Raw genomic sequence first — 17,655 nt, 5'->3', positions numbered from 1 at the left:
AAATTTGATATTCTTGATTAAAACTGTTAATTCCTGTTTAAGCTCCTTCTTGCCAATGCCTAGGTTAACGGGAATTGCTACGTAGAAGTTCGGTTCTACGATCCTTAAACTATCAGCAATCACATTACCATCTTTATCAAAGGAGTTGATAGTTTGAATTACTGCACTAGCTGTGCATCGGGGGTGGATTGTGGTGCCAAGGTGGTTATTACCAAGTATAAGTCAAATTTTATCCCAACAGGAATTAATTGAAAGCGATGACAAGGTTGCTGTTTCAGTAGAGCAAGCCACTGTGATTGACACTTGTTCAGTAGGTGCTAGCAGTCAAAGGACAAGAGAAGGGGCTAGCCCCAAGCATCGGGCAGCAGCAGCTAAAGCTCAAGGGGAATGGCAAAGTGCGATCGCTACCTTGGAACAGTTGCTGTTGCCAGGGGTTTCAGGCAAGCCATCAACAACAAGCCATAATCCCGAACACTCGTCGAAGCAAGGATTAATTCTAGCTGGTCCTGCTCCAGTCTTAAGTGATCCAGAGCTACTGGCAAGTTTCGAGACTGGGATTTTTACGAACAACGCTTTGAATGCTTGGGCTTTTATGCCCTTCCAGCTACCTCCGGCTCAACCTGAGACTACTCCATTGGTAGAAAATACGACCTACAGGTTACCCCTGTTTCCAGGAGACCCCTTAGCTAACGAGCAGTTTTGTTTAGTTTTTACCAAAGACTTTAGCTTAGTCATGGTCTCTGGGGAAGACCACTTTGGGGTTCCAGGCTTTCAATTCTCCTTTGATCCAGAAGATATCCAACGTGTTTGGGCATCACTGCGCCGTAGACTATTACTGAGCAGTTCTCATCATCTGAGGCAGTTGGAAGCTTTAATCGAAAAATTTGTGCCAAAGCCCCCCGATTACCGCATTGTAATGAACTTTGGTCGTGGGCTTCTGAAGAATTTACCAGAACTGCCTTCAGTAGCACTGAGCCATACTATACCGGTTACAATATCCGAGTCAACAATGGTTCAGCCAAGACAACCTCAGCATCAGAGGGATACGGTCAAAACTGGTAGTCACTCACAAAATGGGTCTTCTAGTACACCCTTTGCCAAGAAACAGAAAGGAAGCGAGCCTAACTGGCAACGATTGGTGAAAAATGAAGCGCGAGGCTTTCCTAGAATCTCTGCTGTTCACCCAAAAGAAAATTCTGAAGCTACACCTGACGTTGAGCTGCTCCGAGCTTTGACCCATGAAATCCGGACACCCCTAACTACAATTCACACCCTGACTAAACTACTGCTTAGACGTCGTGACTTGCCTCCAGAAGTCATGCGGCGTATAGAAATTATTGACCATGAGTGTAGCGAACAAATCAACCGCATGGAGTTGATTTTCCGGGCAGTAGAATTAGAAACCACAGCAGCCAAGCAAACCCCTGTTAGCCTGACCTGTATATCTCTGGCTCGGGTTTTTCACAACAGCATCCCCCGCTGGCAAAAACAAGCACAGCGGCGTAATTTAACCCTAGATGTAGTCTTACCGCAACAGTTGCCAACAGTGGTCAGCCATCCCGCCTTGTTAGATCAGGTACTAACTGGCTTGATGGAAAATTTCACCCGGTCTATTCCAACAGGGGGTCATATCCAGTTACAGGTTACACCTGCTGGAAACCAGCTGAAGTTACAATTCCAGTCTCAGATTAATCGGGAAACAATTGCTGACAACCATTGCCCGACATTGAAGTCCCTTGGTCAGCTGCTGACTTTCCAGCCAGAAACCGGTAGTATCAGTTTGAATTTGAATGTGACCAAAAATCTATTCCAGGCGTTGGGGGGTAAACTAATTGTTAAGCAACGTCCCCAACAGGGTGAGGTGATGACAGTATTTTTACCGTTAGCTGACCTGGCTAAGACACCCCTCCCTGGGATTGGTTGACCATTACCTCAACGATTTTTTAGGTTTCAGATTTTTACGTTTCAGAGGCAATTGGTAGCAAGACTTTAAATTGGGAGCCTTGCCCAAATCGACTAACTACTGAAATCTTACCACCGCCCCGTTGTAATAACTGTTGCACAATGGTTAAACCTATCCCTGCACCAAGGTCTTCCCTAGGTGTTGACCTACCCCGATAAAAACTGTCAAAAATCTTAGGTATGTCACTTTCAGCAATGCCAATACCTGTATCACTAAATATTAGCTGAACATACTTGCCCTTACGAGTTGCCTGTACTCTAACCTTACCGCCAGCGGGAGTAAACTTTAAACTGTTGTGCAATAGATTAATCACGATATGCCTCAAGCCAACCTCTGAAAACAAGACTGAGGGGAGATTGGCAGGAATGGTGTAGCCGAGCTGGATGCCTTTTTCTTGGGCAAGGGGTTGATAGGTGCTGACAATACCAGGAACAATCTCTGCTAGCTGCAACGGCCAAGTTTGATCAGTTTGGGGGTCACCCTCTAGCTGAACCAGTTCTAGTAATCCAGCCACTAAGGAATTTAAGCGATCGCATTCTTTATAAAGAAGCCCAATATAGCGTTGGCGTTGGGCGAGCTTCATGTGTGAGGCATCCAGCAGCTTCAGGGCAGTTTTCATGTTCGTTATCGGTGTCCGTAATTCCTGAGCCACTCGCTGAAGTATCTCATTACTCATATAAGGCTCGACCCTTGATAAGGAATTCTTCCCTACCACAACCGGATCAGTAACCCCTGGCAGGGATGGGGGAGATGGGTTAGTCTCCCCGATTGGCTGTGTTGCCAGGGTATCCTGAACAATTTCTTCTGTACGTTGTACTTGTTTAACCAACAACTGGGTTAGTAGTGTATGATTATAGCTTTGAGGGGCAGGTAAAAGGGTTTCCCAATGGCTGCGTTGCTTTGCTGTAGTGGTTCCAATAACTTTGCTTAACCCCTCTAAGAACTGCCGAATTACTGATTGCTCAAGGGTAAAAACAGCTAATAATGTTTGACTGAGTTCACTATCAGCTAAATTTTCTGATTCCGATAGCTCAGGCTGGCAAGCCACAATTAAACTACTATAGTTCTTACAGAGAATAAGTAAGAAATACTCTTGTTTTATTTGAGTTTCAGTCTCCAATGGTAGGGAAAACAGTTGAGAATCTCTGTTCAGGTTAACTACCTCTTCCGAGTTATCTCCTAAACAGTGGCACAGATAAATTTTTTTTGGTACATCAACTTGTTGTTGATACCGTTGTATTTCTCTGTGCCAGCCCTCACCCTGTGGCTTGACCCAAATTGTGGCTGAGATGTTTTGCTCAATTAGCAGGTCAAAGGTGGCTGTGACTAGGGATTTCAGGGTGACAGGAGTGATTGTTAGAGACTCGGGAGAGGCAAGAGTTTCTAAAACCAGCTGGTAGAGAGACAATTCTCGATTAGGTGGCAGGTTCATTTATGGTTAGAGGTGGTTTCGTTAAAGGTGGTTTGGTTAAAGCTTAAACGTTGACCTTCCATGTGATAATCTACAACCTGCCCGCTGAAATAGCTGTCAATTTGCTAACCTATAACCTGTAGCCTACTCATCAAAGCATCTCGGGCTTGCTCTCGGTCATCGAAGTGGATTTTTTCAGTACCCAGAATTTGATAATCTTCGTGACCCTTACCAGCAATTAAGACTCCGTCCCCTGGTTTGGCTTGCAAGATGGCAGTCCGAATGGCGGTAGCGCGATCGCAAATTACCATTGGTTCCACTGATTTAGGAATCCCCTCTAAAACATCATCTAAGATGCTTTCTGGGTCTTCGGTGCGAGGGTTATCCGAGGTTACTACAGCAACATCAGCTAACTGAGCCGCTATTTTCCCCATCTTAGGACGCTTGGTGCGATCGCGATCACCACCACAGCCAAATACACAAATCATCTTGCCTTCAATAAAGGGTCGTGATGCCCTGAGTAAGTTTTCTAAACTATCTGGGGTGTGGGCATAATCGACAATTACACTAATATCCTGTTCCGCTTGAATTTGCACCCGTTCCATCCGCCCTGGCACTCCTGGAAATTGAGCCAAGGCTGCTGCTACTGATTCTAAATCCAAACCCAGCTCTAAAACTGTTCCTACTGCTGCGAGCAAGTTAGACAGATTGTATTGACCCACTAGGGGCGAATTAAAGCTAACCTCTCCTACTGGAGTATGCATAATTCCTCTAACCCCTGTTGGCTCATAGCTTAAGTCCTTCGTCCAGAAATCAGCGGATGGGTTTTGGATACTATAGCTCCAGACTTGCTCAGTTGGTAACTGTTGGATTAACCGCTCTCCATAGGAGTCATCAGCATTAATAATTGCCCTACCTTTGAGATAGTCAGCACTAAACAGCTTAGCTTTAGCGCTGAAGTAATCATCCATGTTCTGGTGGTAGTCCAAATGGTCTTGGGTGAGATTGGTAAACACCGCCACCTCAAACGGACAGCCCTGGATTCGACCTTGGGCTAAGGCGTGTGAACTAACTTCCATCACTGCCATTTGCGCACCTGCTTTGACCGCTAACTGGAGCTGTTGTTGCAATTCAACAGCAAATGGTGTAGTGTAGCTTGCTGTTTGCTCAAAACCTGGCCAACGGGCATAGAGGGTACCCAAAAGTGCTGTGGGGATAGGACTAGAGCTACGAGCGAGCAGAAATTCAATCAGATGGGTAGTGGTAGTTTTGCCATTGGTACCAGTGACTCCAATCAGTCTTAGCTGCTGTGCTGGGTAGTCGTAGAAGGCTGCTGCAGTTTGAGCAGACACGGTGGTCATGTCATCGGCGGCAATTACACAAACTCCTGTTTCTGGTGAAAGTTCCTTGGGGGGGTGTTTGGCAGCCGCTTGGGGAGAAATTATCGCTGCCACTGCCCCAGATGCGATCGCACTTTCCCAGAACTCTCCACCATCTACCCTAGTGCCTGGCATCCCGATGAATAAATCCCCCGGTTGGCAGGCGTGGGAATTGGTACAGATGCCTGTAACGACCAAATCAAGACCCTCGGAGCTAGGCATTTTCACACTATTGGCAATTTTGGCTAATAATTCCCTTAGCTTCATATTTATCGCACCAAACGACACTATAAGATCTACCGAATCATCACAGCCACCAGTCAACTGTCAACCATCAAACCGTCAACCGTCAAACCGTCAACCTGATGTATCGCCTATTTTGACTCACAAAAAGTGAAATATTTCCGTAACATTCGCTGCAATTGTGCAACGCTAGCACGAGGAGAGGGGCGAGGTAGGAGCTTTTCCTGACTACAGTGGTTAATACATAGTACTGGCACCTCATACTGATAGGATTGGAACCAATCCTCTCGACTGGTAATGTCTCGAACCTCTAGTTGAAAGGTTAACCCTTCAATCATCTCTAGCTTTTCAAGCAATCCCTCACAAAGATGACAACCGGGTTTACTGTAAAGAATTAATTCCATCAGGCAAGTTAGTTGAAAATTGTTTATTTAGAAGGTAGTTTAGTAAATTTAAGTGCAGCTTCGGCAAACACACCTGAAGAAACGTTAAAATGCAGGACAGCCACATTCGCCTTCATGGTACGTCCATTTGAACCAGCCCCATGTCCACAGACCTTCGCCTCGTCTCAGAAAACCGTTGCTTCGGCGGTACAGTAGGTTTTTACACTCATCACTCTCAGACTTGTAGGAGCGAGATGGGGTTTTCCGTATACCAACCCCCTCAGGCGAAAGTCCAATCCGTTCCAGTTCTATATTACCTGTCAGGTCTGACTTGTACAGAAGAGAACTTTATGGTAAAATCAGGGGCTCAGCGATTTGCAGCCAAGTATGGATTGATGTTGGTGGCTCCAGATACCAGCCCTCGGAATACAGGCATTCCAGGTGAGGACGATGAGTGGGACTTGGGGTCTGGTGCCGGTTTTTACGTAGATGCCACCCTTGAACCTTGGTCAGCTCACTATCAAATGTATAGCTACGTTGTCCACGAGTTACCGGAGGTAATTGCCCAAAATTTTCCCGCGCAAGTGGAGAAACAAGGTATATTTGGTCATTCTATGGGCGGTCATGGTGCGTTGATTTGTGCTTTAAGGAATCCCAAGCAGTACCTATCCGTTTCTGCTTTTGCTCCCATTGCTGCTCCCATGCGCAGCCCCTGGGGTCAGAAGGCATTCACCAATTACCTCGGGACAGACCAAGAGCAATGGCGAGCTTACGATGCCAGCGAACTGGTGCTGACAGCCAACTATAACCATACAATTTTGATTGACCAAGGCACCGCTGACCCCTTTTACGAGAAGCAGCAGTTGCTCCCTGAGGTGTTTGAGAAAGCTTGTGAAAAGGCAGATCAGCCCCTGACTTTCCGTCTCCAGGTCGGCTATAACCATGGTTACTATTTTATCGCCACCTTTATAAAAGACCATATCAGCCATCATGCTGAGGCTTTGTTGGATTGAAGAAAATGGAGACAATCCCTTGATGCAAAGCGGGAGTGGGGGAAACCCCCGCAGGTCGGCACGGCATAGCTCCCAAGGTTGTTGAAAAACTTGAGAATGGAACATTGAAAATTTAAAATTGCCAATTAACCAATTGATAATTAACCAATTGATAATTAACCGGAAGGTAAGCCATCAGCTATCAGCTGATAGCTGAGTTTTAAGAATTGGTATTACTTGACTAGGACGGCAATATCCCAAACAGAAGACGTGAAGACCGATCTATGGCATCTCACTGGCTTTTTTAGAATTGTGAACAGTTAGAGGAATGAGTGATTAGAGATGCAACCAAGTAACCCTAACCAGTTTACCGAAAAAGCCTGGGAAGCGATCGCACACACCCAAGATGTTGCTAAAACCGCACGGCAACAACAAATCGAAAGCGAACACTTGATGAAGGCGATGCTGGATCAAGATGGACTTGCTACCAGTATTCTGAACAAAGCGGAAGTCTCTGTGCCAGGGGTAAGGGAAGCAACGGAATCTTTTATCAAAAAACAACCTAAGGTTTCTGGTAATAGCGACTCGGTTTACCTAGGACGCAGCATGAATAGCTTGCTAGACCGAGCAGAGTCTTATCGTAAAGAATACCAAGACGATTATATCTCGATTGAGCATCTGATCCTGGCTTATCTGAAAGATGACCGCTTTGGTAAGTCATTATTCCAGAAGTTTAAACTAGATGAAAATAGGCTTAAACTTACCATTGCTGACATTCGAGGGAATCAGAAAGTGACCGACCAAAATCCAGAGGGCAAATACCAAGCACTGGAAAAATATGGACGTGATCTGACAGAGGCGGCGCGGGAGGGAAAGCTTGACCCAGTTATTGGCAGAGATGATGAAATTCGGCGCACAATTCAAATTCTCTCGCGCCGTACTAAAAATAACCCAGTGCTGATGGGGGAACCTGGTGTTGGGAAAACTGCTATTGCTGAAGGCTTGGCACAACGGATTATAGCTGGTGATGTGCCTCAATCCCTCAAAGACCGACAATTGATTGCTCTGGATATGGGCGCATTGATTGCTGGGGCTAAGTTTCGGGGAGAATTTGAAGAACGCCTGAAAGCAGTACTAAAAGAAGTTACCGATTCCCAAGGCAAAATTATCCTGTTCATTGATGAAATCCATACCGTTGTCGGTGCTGGTGCTTCTCAAGGAGCAATGGATGCCGGAAACTTACTCAAGCCAATGTTATCACGGGGTGAATTGCGCTGTATTGGTGCTACTACTCTCGATGAGTACCGCAAGTACATTGAAAAAGATGCAGCACTCGAAAGACGCTTCCAGCAGGTCTATGTTGACCAGCCTAGTGTAGCTGATACTATCTCGATTCTACGAGGTCTCAAAGAACGGTATGAAGTTCACCATGGGGTGAAAATTGCCGATAGTGCTTTAGTGGCAGCAGCGACCTTGTCTACTCGGTATATTAGCGATCGCTTTTTACCCGACAAAGCCATTGACTTAATGGATGAAGCGGCAGCACGGCTAAAAATGGAAATTACTTCCAAGCCAGAAGAACTTGATGAAATTGACCGCAAAATTATCCAGCTGGAAATGGAACGGTTGTCTTTACAAAAAGAAACTGATCTCGCCTCCATCGAAAGGCTCGAAAGACTAGAAAAAGAACTGGCTGATCTAAAAGAAGAACAGCGTACTTTGAATGCCCAGTGGCAATCAGAAAAAGATGTGATTGACCGGATTCAGGGGATTAAGGAAGAGATTGATCGAGTTAATGTAGAAATTCAACAAGCAGAACGAGATTATGACCTCAACCGAGCCGCTAAGTTAAAATACGGCAAGTTAGCCGAGTTGCAAAAATCCTTGGAAACCGTTGAGCAACAGCTAGCCGAGAACCAAACCAGTAGTAAATCCCTGCTGCGGGAAGAAGTTACAGAAGCTGACATTGCGGAAATTATCTCTAAGTGGACTGGAATTCCCATTAGTAAGCTGGTCGAGTCTCAGAAAGAGAAGCTACTGCACCTGGAAGAAGAACTACACAAGCGGGTGATTGGCCAAGAGGAAGCCGTTACTGCTGTTGCCGATGCTATTCAGCGATCGCGTGCGGGATTAGCTGATCCCAATCGTCCCACCGCTAGCTTTATTTTCCTCGGTCCTACCGGTGTGGGTAAGACAGAATTGGCAAAAGCCTTAGCAGCCTATCTGTTTGACACCGAAGAGGCTATGGTGCGCATCGATATGTCTGAGTATATGGACAAGCACACCGTTTCCCGACTGATTGGTGCTCCTCCAGGCTATGTGGGTTACGAAGAAGGAGGTCAGTTAACCGAAGCCATCCGTAGACGTCCCTATGCGGTAATTCTATTTGACGAAATCGAAAAAGCACACCCGGATGTCTTTAATGTCATGCTGCAAATCCTTGATGATGGTCGAGTTACTGATGCTCAAGGGCATACCGTAGATTTCAAGAATAGCGTTATTATCATGACCAGCAATATTGGCTCCCAGTATATTCTGGATGTAGCTGGGGATGACTCCAAGTATGAGGAAATGCGGAGTCGGGTCATGGAAGCGATGCGCTCTAGTTTCCGTCCTGAATTCCTCAATCGGATTGATGAGGTGATTATTTTCCATACCTTGCAAAAACATCAGTTGCGCAATATTGTCCAGCTGCAAACCCTGCGCTTAGAGCAACGGTTAGCAGAGCGGAAGATGTCTCTAAAACTTTCCGATGCAGCTCTTGACTTTTTGGCAGAATTAGGGTATGACCCAGTGTTTGGAGCACGACCCCTGAAGCGAGCTATTCAGCGGGAGTTGGAAACTCCTATTGCTAAGGGAATTCTCAGGAGTGAATTTAATGATGGGGACACTATCTTTGTAGATGTGAACAATGAACGGCTTTCCTTTCAGCGATTGCCTGCTCAGTTGTTGCTCAGTGAGTCTATTAGTGAGTCTAATTGAAGTTGAGAAAGGTTGAAGGCTATGGTGTGCTGCAACCCTAAGGATTCAACTATTAGCGATCAGCTATCAGCTGAATGCTTAGGGCAAAAAACACACCCTAACCCTGAAACCTATGCCCTGCAGGCAGTCCCATAACACTTCCTTTTGGCAATACTTTTAGTTTTTCCCTATCCAAACACTTATCCAAGTACGTGAGAACTTCCTCAGTCGGAATACTTGATACTATAGCGCCATAGTCATTGACAACCCTAGAGAATATCTGATTCACCTGATCTTGCAATTCGGGCATTGCCCTTACTGAGGTTTGTAGTCTCCCTAAAGGATGATTACCTGCCTTAATTCCCTTGGCTTTAGCGATAATCCAACTTGACAATAACTCTAATCTCAAAACCGCAAAGATAGGTTCATATCCTTCTCTCGCTTTTTTCTTCAAACCATCCACATCCTTCTGTCCTAGTGTCACCGTATGTTTGGTGGTAGTCTTCACTTCAATGGAAATATTAGGAAAGTAGGAGTGATTCCAACTATCGATATCTACACCTTGAGAGGAATAGTTTTCTACCTGAAAACCCAAGCGACAGAAGGTAATCGCTAGGAAAATTTGACAAGTTTTGCCAAAGCCATTGTCCTTTCTAGACCGACTATTCAGGTGTTTTTTAATGCTGCTTAAATGGTTTAATGTTGATGCATCCATATGCAGAATGAAGAATGAAGAATGAAGAATGAAGAATGAAGAATGAAGAATGAAGAATGAAGAATGGTTAATTCTCAATTCTCAATTCTCAATTCTCAATTCTCAATTCTTAATTCTTAATTCTACATTCAGTTACCCATTACCCTCGATAGTTGGTCCACGAGTTGGTGTCCACTGTCCCAATCGGTAGAGTTGGTTGGGCTTAGTTAGCTTGAAACTCAGCTGCTCGACGAAATCATCTTCTGAAGTGGCAATAATCAATTGTTTTTTATCCAATACCTGATCCAACACCTCAGCCAACCGTTCTTTATGGACTGGGTCTAGATTTTGCGACGGGTCATCTAGCACCATGAAACCAATATTATGAGTCAATTGCTCTGAGGTGGCTAGGGCTAGAAATATACTCAAAGCAGCACAATTAATATCACCCTTGTTCAACAGTCGTAATGCAACTTCTGACTCTCCATATCCCACCGCCATCACTTCATATTTGTCTGGGTCAATCTCAATATCTGGAAAGTCACTTCGATGAGCCAGCTGACGATAGATACTAGAAATTGCTGCTCTAGTAGCATCGATTTTTTCTTTAGCTGAGTTTCCTAGCACTTCCTGCACGGCTTCACCAATAGTTAACAATCGGTCACAGAAGGCTTCCAAGTCAGCTTTTGCTCCTTCAACCTCTTTATATTCAGGGCAATCTTGAATCGCAAACAAATTATCCACCTCTTGGCGATAACGAAGGACAGTAATAATCCGTTTAATGTTTTCTAAGTCTTGATCAATGCTATCGATACGCTGATTACTTTGCTCAACTGCGGTACGAATCCTACCTAATTCCTGATCTACGTCAGTAATGGCTTGATTGAGCAGAGCCAGAGCGTGACCAGAGTCATTAATTTCTGTTTCTAAAGCTACTGCGATCGCATTTTTTGCTTGTTGTAATCCCTTATGCTTATCTAATCCTTCCCGTTGCAACCGCTCCAAGGTTTTAATCAGTCTCTGGAACTCCTCTACTGCTATTTCTAATTCCCGAATCTCCTTCTGAATCGGTTTTAGCTGTAACTTCATGTCTTGCTGCCAGGATTCTAATTCCTGATGCAACTGAACTGGATTAATTGGTGTGGAGCAAACGGGACAATTTTGTGCTTGATCTTCCTGTACTGACTTCAGAAATTTCAGGGTTTCGATAATGATACCGGCACGATTGTTGATAGTGTTTAGACTCCCTTGCTTTGCCGGTAACTCTTCTTGTTCAATTTTATTTTTTTTTGCCAAAATTTCTGGTAGCATGCCGTATTGAGCTTCCAGTTGGTGAATTTCGTTTTCTTTTTGGTTGAGTTCCATAACCTTGGTCTCAACATTAGCTTTCAAACGATTTAATTCACTTTGTTGATTCAGCAATTCTTTCTGCCGTTCCCAGTCGGGCTGCGCATTACGTAATTGCTTAATCGCCTCCTTGCCACCATCTACAAATCGTTCCAAATCATCAGTAGTTTGGTATCTTGGTAAAGAGGGCACCAGCAATCCATAGTCTTTGGCAAAATTTTCAACTGCATTTTCAACCCCTTGGCAAATAGCTTTTGCTCCATTGAGGGATAGTTTGCTCAGGGGAATATCATGAAAGATAGCTTCTTCTTCTGCTAGACCTAAGTCATTTTCCTTAATCGCTTTTGCCGTCTCAATTTTGCTGATAATCTGACTAAACTCTTGATCAACTTTCTTAAACTCTTCCTGGGCTTTAGCTCGCTTAATTCCATCCAATAGATTGCGCCAATCCGTCAAACCCATGAGGCGATCCAGAGCATTTTTGCGCTCTTTTGGTTCCTGAATCAGTAGCGCACTGATAGTTTCTTGATGTAGGTACACACAACTCATGTAGTCAGACAATTCTACACCCAGTAGCACCCGCAAATCAGCTTCATCTTCATGACACAAACCATTATTAATCTGATAGTAAAACTTGGGATTACCACGACGTTTGCGGTCACTCCGATATACCTTTAGGATTTCCTCATTCCCTTCAAAGATAACTTCGACAGTAGTCTCCCTTGAGGATTGATTTTTCACTAACCAATTCTTGCGCTCTTCAATTTTAGTAGCACTTTTATTAGCGACATCTTTGCCAAATAGGCACCACTCAATGGCATTCAGGGTACTACTTTTGCCTCCCCCCTGAGCTCCTACAATTAATGTGCAAGCTTGATCAAACCGAAATTCCCGTTCTCCGGCTTGTTCAGGAAAGCCTCGAAACCCCTTGATTTTGACTGATACCAGTCGATAGTTTTCCATAGACACTCTTCATATAGCCTTGACAAAGGAATTGTTAAAATATCTTATATTACAGTTTTTTATATTCCCAAAAATTCCTATACAATGATTGATTAACTATTGCCTCTTGCCTTCCCCTCCTGGGAGGGGTTAGGGGTGGGTTCCTCTTGCCTTTCCCAAGCGCGAGTATGTTCACAACTCAAATGTAAATGCTATATACCAATGGTAGCCATCAGTTTTGTGTAGGCTTTTTTGTAAGCACTTCGATGTTTTTCCAACCGATAACGAGCCATATCAGTGACCGCTTGTGATGAACCGCTATCAAACTCTTTGAGCAATTCTTCACCAAGGGCTGTCAACCCTTGCTCATGGTCTGAATCAATGGCTTGATTCTTCAGTTCTTCAAATAATTTAGAATCGTCTTTCATTATTGTCTTTTATTAGCGTTCGCGTAGCGGCTCGTACCGAGCATCGCGTAGCGTGGCCTACGGCCAATCGCATTAATTATTCCTGTAACCATATGCGCTACGCCCATAGGCTGATAGCTGAACGCGCACCCGTGCGCGTAGCGCATATGCTTAGGGTATGACCCTCAGGAAGAGCAGCCCTCTGATAATAGACTATGAGCTGGTTACAAATAACTCAGCAATTAGCTTTTACCATTCCGCATTCAGCACTATTCAAGCTATATCAGCCGATTAACTCTTTTTCTGCTTAGGGGATGAAGCAGGTTTATTTTCCTCTATCCATTCTTCGATTAACTCCAATAAGATATGATTCATGGTGACTCCCTTGAGAGCGCACATAGATTTGAATTTTGCCCGTAAGGATTCAGGCAAAAATAGTTTGTAGCTAACTTGTTTTTCTTCTGACACATCTTTTGACAACTTTGACCTCCCAATTATCCTACTAAGGGGTAAACAACTCAATAGGTATTTTAAGTTTTTTGTGTTATTTAGAGATTTTGTGTTATTATAACCTTAGGAAACACAAAGAAGCCAGCGGCACTGAGTCTGATCAAATCCATTTCGACCAGACTTTGTAGCCTATGGGCTGGTTAGCGCACTAGCTACAGCAGAGGTTCCCCAGGGATCTCTGCTTAACTATTTTGAACTTTTACTGGTGCTACGGGCCAACCTAGTCAGGGGTGGTAGCTCACAGGGAAACTTCTTGGATATCAGCTAAATTTGGTAGTAATTCTGTACTATCGTTCGTCAACCTATTCCCATAACGCTGACAACGCACGGCAAAGGTACAATCACGACATCGACCAAGGGATGCTGCTACTTGAGGAAAAGCTAAACCTTGATCTTGGTACCCTTGTAGCCACCCAGCCAAGCGGGTCAACAACTGAGTCAAATCCTCCCTAGTTTTCTGGTGTTGTGCGCTATTGTAAGTAAATTTAAGACTCTGGGCAGAGGGTTGGGATTTGACAAACCAGTAACTCATGGAAATTTGTTCTGGCCAATAATCGCTAGTTTCCGCTAGGATGTAGAGATACAGGCGTGTTTGCCAGTCTTGGGCTAACCAATCCCGATTTTTCGGTTGAGGATAGGTCTTCCAATCAAGAATTTGGGCTGAGTCTTCCCCTGCAATCAATAAGTCATAGATAACTGTAAGTAGATAACCTTGGAAATACAGGGTTCGGCAATGTTCCGCTTCTCGGAAACTTTCAGATTCTGGGTGGGAAAGTTCTGGTGCGGCATTGACTAAACCAGTCAGCCAGTAGTCGAGTTGGCTATCCTCTTCTACTAAAGATGTCACTGGTAACCCAAGTTCCCGCTGTTGCATTAATAGGTGAAAGCGGCTTCCCCAAGTAAGACGCTCTTGTTGTTCAGGAGACACGGGTGTTCCCAGCTGGTCAAAGTAAATGTGTTGGAACTTACGGGGACAGGTTTCTAATACGTTCAGCTGTCCTTGGGATAGACGAGTCAGAGGTGCAGGAGGAAACACTGGTCAATGATCTAATCAAGTCTTTGAGACATTGGGTTTGTTTGTGATCTATTAGCTAGTGTAGCGGAAGATATCGAATGCGATCGCAATCCGTTGCCGTTGTTCACCAGACAATGTCCCTCCCCCTTCTCCAATCTGGGTTTCATAGCCCATGGGCAACTGTTTAATAAACTCATCAGCACCTGCCAATCGTGCTGCTTCTATAATCTCGTCTAAACTAGCGGCAGGATGACCTAAGCTAATATTTTCCTTAATCGTTCCACCAAACAAAAAGGTATCTTGGTCTACTACTCCCACTTGCGATCGCAAAGACTGTAAGGACAGACTGGTAATATCAAGGCCATCAATCAATACTTTCCCATCTGTGGGTGGATACAATCCCAACACCAATTTATAAATCGTTGTTTTACCTGAACCACTGCGTCCGACTAGGGCTACCATTTGTCCTGGTTTCACTTGAAATTATAGATTTTCCAGTACATTTAAATCACTCTCTGAGTGATAGCGAAAGGTGACGTTATTAAAGGTAATGTTACCCTGAATTGATGGTAACGATTGACGGGCTTGATTCAGCAAATCCTCCTCTGGTTCAGCATCCAACACATCATTAATCCGTTCCATAGCAATTACTACTTCCTGGAATTGATTCCATAACACCGTTAACCGCTGGAAGGGAGTAATAATATTTCCCAGCAGCATATTGAATGCCACTAATTGTCCAATGGTTAACTGATTTTGAATCACTAACCACGCTCCATACCACAGCAGGCTTGTGGTTACTACGGCTTCAATAGCATTACTAAAAAATTGCAGACGATTGCTGATAACTTGCCCATCAAAAATTGTCTTAATTTCCTTATTTAATAACTCCTACCAATGCCAACGTACTGTTTGTTCTACTGCTGTGGATTTAACGGTACTTACACCGGAAAGCGCTTCAATTAGATAACTATTTTCTTTAGCCGTCGATTGAAATATTTCCCGGGAAATCATTCGTAAAAACGGTGTCGCAATCAATGCTAGCCATAAGAATTGCGGCACAATCACTAAGGCCAATAATGCCATTTTACAGCTGTACCAAACCATCAATCCTACATAGATAAATACTGTTAGTAAATCCAGCAGAATTGATAACGCCTCACCGGTAAGGAACCGCTCAATCTTGCGGTTTTCTTGAACCCGTGATATAATATAACCAACATAGCGGGACTCGAAAAACGAGAGAGGCAACCGCAGTGTATGGCGAATAAATCCTACAATCAGTGCTGCATCTACTTTATTAGCCGTATGGTCTAGTAGATATTGCCGCAACCCCATCATTGCCACTCGAAACAGGCTAAGAGCTGATTTCTAAACAGAACCTTAAACTGTTGCCAGTCGTTTTGTCATCAGGCGAATGAGAGAACCATAAATCATCGCCTCACTCATCTGTGTATACTGTTCATAGTCCGTGACTCAAACGGCGAAATCGATTCAACCACCCGAACGTGCGTTCCACGATTCCTAGCTTTGGCAATATCTCAAACTCCAATGACAAAGCGTTCTATGACTTCTACTTGCACTGACTCACCACACACTTGTTTGACCGCATGGGCAAAATTCTTTCCCGAATACCCGCACAGCCACCCAAACCACTTTCAACTTGGAGAGAGCTTCTTTCGACTCATTAAAAACAACAACAGCTCCCAATCGCTCTGACATGTTTGCTTCGGTCACTAACATTCCCTACAGCAAACCTTGCGAATCTACGACGATATGCCGTTTACGGCCAAAAACCTTCTTGCCACCGTCATAGCCGTAGACATCCCCCTTTTTTCGGTGGTTTTCACCGATTGAGAATCGGCTATCGCCACCGTTGATTGTTCGTCACGTCCTGATTCGGTGAGTAACTGGCCTGGTAACTTGTCATGAATCCCTTGCCATATGCCAAAGCGGTTGCCACTTGCGAAAGTATTTATAGACAGTAGAATAGGGCGGTAAATCATGAGGCAACATTTCCCATTGACAGCCCGTACGTTGCACGTAAAATATCCCGTTCAGAACAATACGAAGATTAACCGTTCTGGGATGACCGAACCCTTTAGGACAAGGGTTTGTAGGGTTCAATGATGCTCCATTCCGCATCACTGAGGTCACGCTCGATAGGTTGGGCGATGGGGGTTAGCAATCTTAGGTAAGCGGCTCATGGAGAAATGCCAGAGGAAGTCAAGGTAATAATCTACTTCGACTACCGCAGTTGTAGTCCATTTCTTTAGACTACCTTTAGAAATCAGCTCTTAGTCATAGGTCATAGAGAAAATATAAAGGATGAACGGTGAAGTATCAAGTATGAAGTATTAAGGGTGAAGTGGAGCGATAGAACCTATGGCTCCTATGTGGATTAGACCCAATTAGCAATCACCAATTACAATCAATGACTAAATGAAACATGGACTTGATGCCTACGCTCACTTGGACTCCCCCATCCACAGTTGGGAACCTCGTGCCAAGCTAATTGCCCTATTGACCCTAATTTTTGCGTTTTCCTTTGTACAGCATTTGATAGTGCTACCAGGGATGGTGGCTCTGACCCTAATTTTTTATCGAGTCTCTCGCCTGCCACTGTCCTTTCTGTTGAATCGGTTGCGCTATCCGGGATTGTTTCTGTTAGGGATCACACTGCTACTCCCCTTCACAGTAGGCACTACCGTGATCATCCAGCTTGGTCCAATCGCCGTGCGACAGGAAGGACTGCTAACCCTAGTGCTGATTGCCACCCGTTTCCTATGTATTCTGACCATTAGTGTGATTTTATTTGGCACCGCACCCTTTTTGACCAACATCAAAGCTATGCGATCGCTTGGTCTGCCCTCACTGGTTGCGGATATGACTCTGTTGTCTTACCGCTATATTGAGCAATTTAGTAACGACCTAGCTAAAATGAAGCGGGCAATGCAGCTGCGAGGTTTTCGTGGCAAAGGACCAAAGCTTTCATGGCAGGAATTTGGACGTCACCCAGTTGCTTGGTTACTGGAATCCTTCGCCCGTAGTTACCGTAACCTTAGAGTTTTAGCGTCCCTAACCGGAACACTTTTGGTGCGCAGTTACCAGCAATCCCAGCAAGTCTATAAAGCGATGATTTTACGAGGGTATAGTAACACCTCTAAATTTATGGTTTCTGAGAGTTCTGGTGTGACAATAGGGAGTAGAACACAGAGCTTTTCATTACCGCTTCCTAGGGAAAAGCGTATGGGGTCTAGTACAAATACTGCTGGTTTCCACCACTACATTGCTCTGGGACTCACTAGCTTGATTTCAGTAGGATTTGTGATCGTAGAAATTCTCTTAACAGAAGCGTAAACAACTCGCCGCTAACTCACAACGCGAGTATAGCGGGAGCTTTAAAGC

At 44.5% G+C, this 17,655-nt stretch carries 13 protein-coding genes and 2 pseudogenes; 4 read left to right on the top strand and 11 right to left on the bottom strand.

Annotated elements, in window-relative coordinates; genetic code table 11:
* Positions 1-193: 193 nt before the first annotated feature.
* The gene (locus F6K51_RS11325; RefSeq protein ID WP_365939943.1) at positions 194-1,924 is read left to right on the top strand and encodes a HAMP domain-containing sensor histidine kinase; all 1,731 of its coding nucleotides are present in this window, start codon (positions 194-196) and stop codon (positions 1,922-1,924) included.
* Between the two features lie 34 nt (positions 1,925-1,958).
* Here the strand turns inward: F6K51_RS11325 and F6K51_RS11320 are convergent, their stop codons facing one another.
* The 3 genes from F6K51_RS11320 to F6K51_RS11310 all read right to left on the bottom strand — a co-directional run bounded on the left by F6K51_RS11320 (position 1,959) and on the right by F6K51_RS11310 (position 5,400).
* Positions 1,959-3,395 carry a DICT sensory domain-containing protein gene (locus tag F6K51_RS11320; RefSeq protein WP_293020373.1) on the bottom strand — a complete coding sequence of 479 codons (1,437 nt, stop codon included), beginning with the start codon at positions 3,393-3,395 and terminating at the stop codon, positions 1,959-1,961.
* Between the two features lie 104 nt (positions 3,396-3,499).
* On the bottom strand, positions 3,500-5,020 hold the full coding sequence (locus F6K51_RS11315) for a UDP-N-acetylmuramoyl-L-alanyl-D-glutamate--2,6-diaminopimelate ligase (RefSeq protein WP_293020372.1): 1,521 nt from the start codon (positions 5,018-5,020) through the stop codon (positions 3,500-3,502).
* Between the two features lie 107 nt (positions 5,021-5,127).
* Complete coding sequence (locus tag F6K51_RS11310; protein ID WP_293020371.1) at positions 5,128-5,400, bottom strand: glutaredoxin family protein; 273 nt, start codon at positions 5,398-5,400, stop codon at positions 5,128-5,130.
* Positions 5,401-5,540: 140 nt separating this feature from the next.
* Between F6K51_RS11310 and fghA the strand changes: the two genes are divergently transcribed.
* The gene (gene fghA, locus F6K51_RS11305; RefSeq protein WP_293020369.1) at positions 5,541-6,392 is read left to right on the top strand and encodes an S-formylglutathione hydrolase; all 852 of its coding nucleotides are present in this window, start codon (positions 5,541-5,543) and stop codon (positions 6,390-6,392) included.
* 321 nt (positions 6,393-6,713) lie between these two features.
* A complete protein-coding gene (gene clpB / locus F6K51_RS11300; protein WP_293020367.1) occupies positions 6,714-9,353 on the top strand; it encodes an ATP-dependent chaperone ClpB in 2,640 nt (879 codons plus the stop codon).
* Positions 9,354-9,450: 97 nt separating this feature from the next.
* Here clpB and F6K51_RS11295 read toward each other — a convergent pair whose 3' ends face one another.
* The 8 genes and pseudogenes from F6K51_RS11295 to F6K51_RS11260 form a co-directional block, all read right to left on the bottom strand.
* Positions 9,451-10,047 carry a hypothetical protein gene (locus F6K51_RS11295; RefSeq protein ID WP_293020366.1) on the bottom strand — a complete coding sequence of 199 codons (597 nt, stop codon included), beginning with the start codon at positions 10,045-10,047 and terminating at the stop codon, positions 9,451-9,453.
* A 132-nt stretch (positions 10,048-10,179) separates the two neighbouring features.
* The gene (locus F6K51_RS11290; protein WP_293020365.1) at positions 10,180-12,336 is read right to left on the bottom strand and encodes an AAA family ATPase; all 2,157 of its coding nucleotides are present in this window, start codon (positions 12,334-12,336) and stop codon (positions 10,180-10,182) included.
* 191 nt (positions 12,337-12,527) lie between these two features.
* Complete coding sequence (locus F6K51_RS11285) at positions 12,528-12,743, bottom strand: hypothetical protein (protein ID WP_293020364.1); 216 nt, start codon at positions 12,741-12,743, stop codon at positions 12,528-12,530.
* A 270-nt stretch (positions 12,744-13,013) separates the two neighbouring features.
* Positions 13,014-13,202 carry a hypothetical protein gene (locus tag F6K51_RS11280; RefSeq protein ID WP_075896118.1) on the bottom strand — a complete coding sequence of 63 codons (189 nt, stop codon included), beginning with the start codon at positions 13,200-13,202 and terminating at the stop codon, positions 13,014-13,016.
* A gap of 268 nt (positions 13,203-13,470) precedes the next feature.
* A complete protein-coding gene (locus F6K51_RS11275) occupies positions 13,471-14,268 on the bottom strand; it encodes a PD-(D/E)XK nuclease family protein (RefSeq protein ID WP_293020363.1) in 798 nt (265 codons plus the stop codon).
* 51 nt (positions 14,269-14,319) lie between these two features.
* Positions 14,320-14,724: an ATP-binding cassette domain-containing protein gene (locus F6K51_RS11270; protein WP_293020362.1), complete on the bottom strand. Its 405-nt coding sequence runs from the start codon at positions 14,722-14,724 to the stop codon at positions 14,320-14,322.
* A 6-nt stretch (positions 14,725-14,730) separates the two neighbouring features.
* Positions 14,731-15,603, bottom strand: a pseudogene (locus F6K51_RS11265) (ABC transporter transmembrane domain-containing protein).
* 27 nt (positions 15,604-15,630) lie between these two features.
* A pseudogene (locus F6K51_RS11260) lies at positions 15,631-16,423 on the bottom strand (IS5 family transposase).
* A 266-nt stretch (positions 16,424-16,689) separates the two neighbouring features.
* Here F6K51_RS11260 and cbiQ point away from each other — a divergent pair.
* Complete coding sequence (gene cbiQ / locus F6K51_RS11255; RefSeq protein WP_293020361.1) at positions 16,690-17,607, top strand: cobalt ECF transporter T component CbiQ; 918 nt, start codon at positions 16,690-16,692, stop codon at positions 17,605-17,607.
* Positions 17,608-17,655: the final 48 nt, after the last annotated feature.

Origin of the sequence: Moorena sp. SIO3I8 (assembly GCF_010692325.1) — a bacterium.
Lineage (GTDB): Bacteria > Cyanobacteriota > Cyanobacteriia > Cyanobacteriales > Coleofasciculaceae > Moorena.
Note: the sequence above shows the minus strand (reverse complement) of the source record. Positions and strands in the feature narration are given on the sequence as shown.